Below are 5,924 nucleotides of genomic sequence, written 5' to 3'. Positions count from 1 at the left end.
ACCCCGTTTTTTTTGGCCGTCACTTTTCTGGGTCGTCCTGGTGCGTCCGGGCTGCGCGACCCCTACTTCCCCAAGGCGGGCAACGGCGGCTACCAGGTCGAGCACTACGACCTGGACCTCGACTACGACCCCGCCGACGGCGAGTTGGACGGCACCGCCGTCATCACCGCCCGCGCGGAGCAGGGGCTCAGCTCGTTCAACCTCGACCTCGCCGGCCTGGACGTCGAGGGCGTCACCGTGCAGGGCAAGGGCGCCCGGTTCAACCGGACCGGCCGGGAGCTGACGGTGCGTCCCGCCAAGGACCTCAAGAAGGGCGAGGTCTTCCGAGCGGAGGTCGACTACCACGGCAAGCCGAAGCCCATCACGGATGCGGACGGGTCCCAGGAGGGCTGGATCGCCACCGCGGACGGCGCCGTCGGGGTCGGCGAGCCGGTCGGGTCGATGGCCTGGTTCCCCGGGAACCACCACCCCAGCGACAAGGCCACCTACGACATCACCCTGACCGTCCCCAAGGGGTACGAGGCGGTGTCGAACGGCGAGTTGCGCTCCCGCACCGACAGCGCCGACGGGCGGCGGACCGAGTTCGCGTGGCACAGCCCGGAGCCGATGGCGAGCTACCTGGCCACCGCCGCGATCGGGAAGTTCAAGGTGACGACCGGACGCACCCCCTCGGGGGTCGCGCTGTACGAGGCCGTCGACCCGGCGGAGGCCGCAGGCAGTGCCCCGGCGCTGGCCCGGCTGCCGGAGATCGTGGAGTGGGGCAGCCGCAGGTTCGGCCCGTACCCGTTCGGCACCGCCGGCGCGATCGTGCTGCCGGCCGAGTCCCTCACGTACGCGCTGGAGACGCAGACGAAACCCGTCTTCTCCGGCGCGCCCGACGAGCAGCTGGTGCTGCACGAGACGGCCCACCAGTGGTTCGGCGACTCGGTGTCGCCGAAGTCCTGGAAGGACATGTGGCTCAACGAGGGCTTCGCGACCTACGCCGAATGGCTGTGGTCGGAGGACCACGGCGGGGCCACCGCGCAGCAGCACTTCGACGCCTTCCTCACCGGGGACACCGCGGTGGACAAGGACGCCGGATCCGACTGGGCCGCCTTCCCGCCCGCCGACCCGCCCGAGGCGAAGGACATCTCCGAAGCGCCGGTGTACTACCGCGGCGCGATGGTCCTGCAGCGGATCCGCCAGGAAGTGGGCGACGAGAAGTTCTTCGCCCTGCTGCGCGGCTGGGCCGCCGACCACCGGTACGGGAACGCGAGTACGGCCGATTTCACCGCGTACGCGGAGCGGACGACGGGCCACGACCTGAAGAAGGTCTGGGACGTCTGGCTGTACGGGCAGGGCCGGCCCAGGTGACCGCCCGCCGGACGCTCCCTAGAGCGACTTGCGCAGCACCGTGCAGTCGCGGCCGCGCTCGCGGTCCTTGGCGCGGCGCAGGGCGGTGTAGCCCTGGGCTCGCCAGAACGCCAGGCCCGCGGTGTTGGCGTCGAGTACGGCGATCCGCAGGCCGGTGCGTCCCGCTGCACGGAAGCGGTCCTCGACGAGGGTCGCGAGGGTGCGTCCGTACCCCGCGCGGTGCGCGGTGGCGTCGATGAGGAGCAGGCCGATCCACGGGTCCGGGTCTGCGGCGGCCGGGTCGGGGTGGTGCGCGAGGGTGGCGGCCACGCCGACCAGACGGCCTGCGGAGCGGGCCAGGAGCACCTGGGCGCCGTCGTGGGCGAGTTCGTCGGCGAGGGCCGCGGCGACTTGTTCGACGGTGATGCGGGCCGGGTCGGGGAAATCGCCGCTGAGCTCGAAGAAGGCGCGGTTGGTGGCGTAGAGCGCGGCGATCTCGGTCAGGACCGGGCCGGGCAGGGCGCCGCCCACGGGGACGAGCGGTTGGAGGATCACCAGCCGAACGGTAACGAAGCCGAAACCGAAGCCCTGCCGGGCCCGAGGCCCTGCCCGTGCCGGGCCTGAAGCCAAAGCCGTGCCCGTGCCGGACCCGAGGCCTTGCCGTGCCGGGCCCGAGGCCGTGCCCCTGTCTGGGCATGAGGTCGAGGCCGTGCCTAGGCTCAAGGCCGGACCCGAAGACGAGCCGAGGCCCTGCCCGTGCCGGGCCCGAAGCCGACGCCCTGCCGGGCCCGAGGCCCTGCCCGTGCCGGACCCGAAGCCTTGCCGGGCCCGGAGCCGTGCCCCTGTCTGGGCACCAGGTCGAGGCCGTGCTGGGCCCGAAGCCGAGACCCTGCCTGTGCCGGAGCCGAGGTCGAGGCCGTGCCTGGGCTCGAGGCCGTGCCCGAAGGCGAGTCGAGGCCGTGCCCGTGCCGGGCCCGAGGCCGTGCCCGTGCCGGGCCCGAGGCCGTGCCCGTGCCGGGCCCGAGGCCGTGCCCTTGTCTGGGCACGAGGTCGAGGCCGGGCCCGAAGACGAGCCGAGGCCCTGTTCGGACGGGTGCCGAGTCGAAGTCTGGCCCGGGGGTGGAGGTGAAGCCCCCTCCCCGGACGGCCGGGAGGGGGCTTCGGGTCGGAATCAGACGTTGACGCCGAAGTCCTGGGCGATGCCGGTCAGGCCGGAGGCGTAACCCTGGCCGACCGCGCGGAACTTCCACTCGGCGCCGTTGCGGTAGAGCTCGCCGAAGACCATGGCGGTCTCGGTGGCCGCGTCCTCGGAGAGGTCGTAGCGGGCGATCTCGGCGCCGCCGGCCTGGTTCACGACGCGGATGTACGCGTTGCGGACCTGGCCGAAGTTCTGGCTGCGGGCGTCGGCGTCGTAGATGGAGACCGGGAAGACGATCTTGTCGACGTCGGCCGCGAGGGCGGCGAGGTTGACGTTGATGGACTCGTCGTCGCCGGAGCCCTCGCCGGTGCGGTTGTCACCGGTGTGGACGATGCTCTGGTCCGGGGTGGACTTGTTGTTGAAGAAGACGAAGTGACCGTCGGAGACGACCTTGCCCATGGCGTTGACCGCGATGGCGGAGGCGTCCAGGTCGAAGTCGACACCGGTCGTCGTACGGACGTCCCAGCCGAGGCCGACCGTGACGGCGCTGAGGCCCGGGGCCTCCTTCGTGAGCGAGACGTTGCCGCCCTTGGACAGGCTTACTGCCATTTTGACTGGTGTCCCTTCCTCTTCGCATGGCCGCGAGATCGTGGCCAAGGTACCGCTGACCTTCATAACGCAGGGAGGGGGCCGACAGGTTCCACTGCCCGCGTTTCGTCCTGCGGTCCGTGCGGAAATACGCGTGACGGGCACCGCGCGGGGCGGGATCATGGGGGGCATGCCTGGTCCTCATGTCATCCGCGGTTCGGTCGTGCTCCCCGAGGCGGAGCTCGCCTGGCGCTTTTCGCGGTCCTCCGGGCCGGGCGGACAGCACGTGAACACGTCGGACTCCCGGGTGGAGCTGCTGTTCGACGTGGCGGCGACGAAGGCGCTGCCCGAGGTGTGGAAGGAGCGGGCGCTGGAGCGCCTCGCCGGCCGGCTGGTGGACGGGGTGCTGACCGTACGGGCCTCCGAGCACCGGTCGCAGTTCCGCAACCGGGAGATGGCGCTGGTCCGGATGGCGTCCGTGCTGGCGGAGGCCACCGCGCCGCCGCCCAAGGCGCGCCGGGCCACGAAGATCCCGCGGGGGATCAACGAGCGGCGGCTGCGCGAGAAGAAGGCCCGGGCCGAGACCAAGCGCGGCCGCACCGGCCGCGACTGGTAGGCCCCGGCCCCGGCCGCCCCGGAGCTCAGCCCCGGCCCCGGCCGCCCCGGAGCTCAGCCCCGGTCCCGGCCCCGGGGCTCAGCCCGACAGGTGGCGGTAGCGGCCGCGGAAGTAGGCCAGCGGCGGGGAGTCGGGGTTCGGCAGCGCCGAGCCGAGGACGCGGCCGATGACCAGGGTGTGGTCGCCGGCCTCGACGCGGTTCTCCGTGCGGCATTCGAGGGTGGCCAGGGCGTCCGAGAGCAGCGGGGCCCCCGAGACCTCGCCGCGGACGTGGGGGAGGTCCGCGAAGAGCAGCCGGTCGCTGATGCGGTTCTTCATCGAGAAGCGGCTCGCGACCTGGACCTGGTGGTCGGCGAGGACGGACACCGCCCACAGGGGCTGCTCGGCCAGCAGGTCGTCCATCCGGGAGCCCTCGCGCAGGCTCACCAGGACCAGCGGCGGGTCCAGTGACACGGACATGAAGGCGGTGGCCGTCATGCCGACGTCCTCGCCGCCCGGGCCGTCCGGGGTCAGCGGGACCTCGTGCGCGGTGATCAGGCACACGCCGGCCGCCAGTCGGGACATCGCTGCCCGGAACTCGTCGTTGCTCACGCCCTCAGGATGAAGGGTGGAGGGGATCGTCAGGGGTACGGGGGTCGTCTTCGGCACGTTCGGAACGCTAGTCTCGCCGTCCCGCGCCGCACATCGGGCGCGAGTCCGAGCCGTGTCCCGGCCCGTTGACCTAGGCCGCCCCGGGGCCCGGGCGTATCGTTCGCTTCCGGGAATGTGGGGGAGCGCTCCCAGGCGCCGAGACCCGCATTGCTTACCTTTATTCATCTCATGTGACTTGAGTCACAGAGGGCAAGATTTGTTGACCCTGCGTACCTGTCGCACAGCTCACTGTGATTCAGTGGACGGGACACCGCAACGAAACGCCGATGACAAACCTGGAGTTGCTGTCGAGGTCTCGGGGAGAGCGAGCAATGGAGACCGAGTCGGAGCCGTACGTCCGTCTTGCGACCCTGCGGCAACTTCACCAGGTGGTGGCCGAGCTCAACACGGCCAGGAGCCTGGCGGACACCCTGCAGACCGTCGTGGACGGCATCGTCGTGGGCCTCGGCTACGAGCTCGCCTGTGTCAACCTCGTACGCCCTGACGGGGATCTCGTCGTCGCCGCCTTCGCGGGCGACCCCGCCGCGGAGGCCCTCATCACCGGCCGCGTCGGCTCCCGCGCCTCCTGGGAGCGCCGTCTGACGATGGGTGAGAGCTGGGACGGGCTCCGCTTCATCCCGCACACCGAGGGCTGGGTCCTGCTGGAGGACGACGTGCCCCAGTGGCACACCGACGGCCCCGATCCGCGCTTCGAGGACGAGTGGCACCCCGAGGACCGGCTCTACGCCCCCATGTATGCGTCCGGCGGGGAACTTCTGGGTGTCATTTCGGTGGACAGACCGCGCAACGGGCGCCGGCCCGGCGCGTGGGGCCGCGAAGCGCTCCAGATGTACGCCTTCCAGGCGGCGATTGCGATCAGCAACGCACGGCTTCGCGCGAACATGCAGCGGGCCCTGGTCCGGCTGGAGCGTGAACAGCAGGCGCTGCGCGCGAGCGAGGAGTCGTTCCGGCAGGCCTTCGAGTACGCGCCCAGCGGGATGGCCATCGCCGAGATGGGCGGGGACCAGCACGGGCGGCTGCTGCGGACCAACGACGCGCTGTGCCGGCTGCTGGGCCGGCCCGCCTCCGTGCTGCGGCGCTACTCCTTCTCCGACCTGGTCCACCCCGAGGACATCGGGACCCTGCTGCGGACCTCCGCCGAGGGCGGGCGGGCCGAGCTGAGGCTGGGGCGGCGCGACGGCACGTACGTATGGGTCTCGCTGCGCAACTCCGTCGTCGCGGACGCCGCCGACGGGCCGCGTTTCCTGCTCACGCACGTCGAGGACATCGAGGAGCGCAAGCGGCACGAGCTCCAGCTCGCCCACCGGGCCAGCCACGACTCGCTGACCGGCCTGCCCAACAGCGCCGAGCTGCGCTCCCGGCTGGGCGCGCGGCTGTGCCGCAGGCCGCAGTCGGTGCGCGCGACCGCCGTCGAGGCGCTCGACGCGGCGTACGAGGGCCACGGGGGCGGGGCCGCGACCGCCACCGGTGTGGGCGAGCACGGTTTCCAGCCCGACGGCTTCCCCGAGCCGTTCGAGTTCCCGGCCCCCCCGGGGGGGGCCGGTGCGCCCCGGGCGCCCCGCGCCGGCCCCGGGCCCGAAGAACCCCACCAGGACACCG

At 72.2% G+C, this 5,924-nt stretch carries 6 protein-coding genes; 3 read left to right on the top strand and 3 right to left on the bottom strand.

What is annotated here, in order from left to right; translation table 11 throughout:
* Positions 1 to 12 precede the first annotated feature (12 nt).
* Positions 13 to 1,353 (top strand): M1 family metallopeptidase, encoded by a 1,341-nt coding sequence (locus tag ACFXA3_RS32895; RefSeq protein ID WP_385192856.1) that lies wholly within the window; start codon positions 13 to 15, stop codon positions 1,351 to 1,353.
* 18 nt (positions 1,354 to 1,371) lie between these two features.
* Here the strand turns inward: ACFXA3_RS32895 and ACFXA3_RS32890 are convergent, their stop codons facing one another.
* Positions 1,372 to 1,887, bottom strand: a complete 516-nt coding sequence (locus ACFXA3_RS32890; RefSeq protein WP_385192851.1) for a GNAT family N-acetyltransferase — start codon at positions 1,885 to 1,887, stop codon at positions 1,372 to 1,374.
* Between the two features lie 616 nt (positions 1,888 to 2,503).
* Positions 2,504 to 3,079 (bottom strand): TerD family protein, encoded by a 576-nt coding sequence (locus ACFXA3_RS32885; protein WP_053786562.1) that lies wholly within the window; start codon positions 3,077 to 3,079, stop codon positions 2,504 to 2,506.
* Between the two features lie 160 nt (positions 3,080 to 3,239).
* Between ACFXA3_RS32885 and arfB the strand changes: the two genes are divergently transcribed.
* Entirely contained in the window at positions 3,240 to 3,674 is a 435-nt protein-coding gene (gene arfB / locus ACFXA3_RS32880; RefSeq protein ID WP_385192853.1) for an alternative ribosome rescue aminoacyl-tRNA hydrolase ArfB, read from the top strand.
* Between the two features lie 78 nt (positions 3,675 to 3,752).
* Here the strand turns inward: arfB and ACFXA3_RS32875 are convergent, their stop codons facing one another.
* Positions 3,753 to 4,265, bottom strand: a complete 513-nt coding sequence (locus ACFXA3_RS32875) for a flavin reductase family protein (protein ID WP_385192848.1) — start codon at positions 4,263 to 4,265, stop codon at positions 3,753 to 3,755.
* Between the two features lie 371 nt (positions 4,266 to 4,636).
* On the opposite strand from ACFXA3_RS32875, the gene cdgB reads away from it, so the two are divergent.
* A partial coding sequence (cdgB, locus tag ACFXA3_RS32870; protein ID WP_385192846.1) for a diguanylate cyclase CdgB occupies positions 4,637 to 5,924 on the top strand: 1,288 nt, incomplete at its 3' end.

This window comes from Streptomyces sp. NPDC059456, assembly GCF_042750055.1.
Lineage (GTDB): Bacteria > Actinomycetota > Actinomycetes > Streptomycetales > Streptomycetaceae > Streptomyces.
Note: the sequence above shows the minus strand (reverse complement) of the source record. Positions and strands in the feature narration are given on the sequence as shown.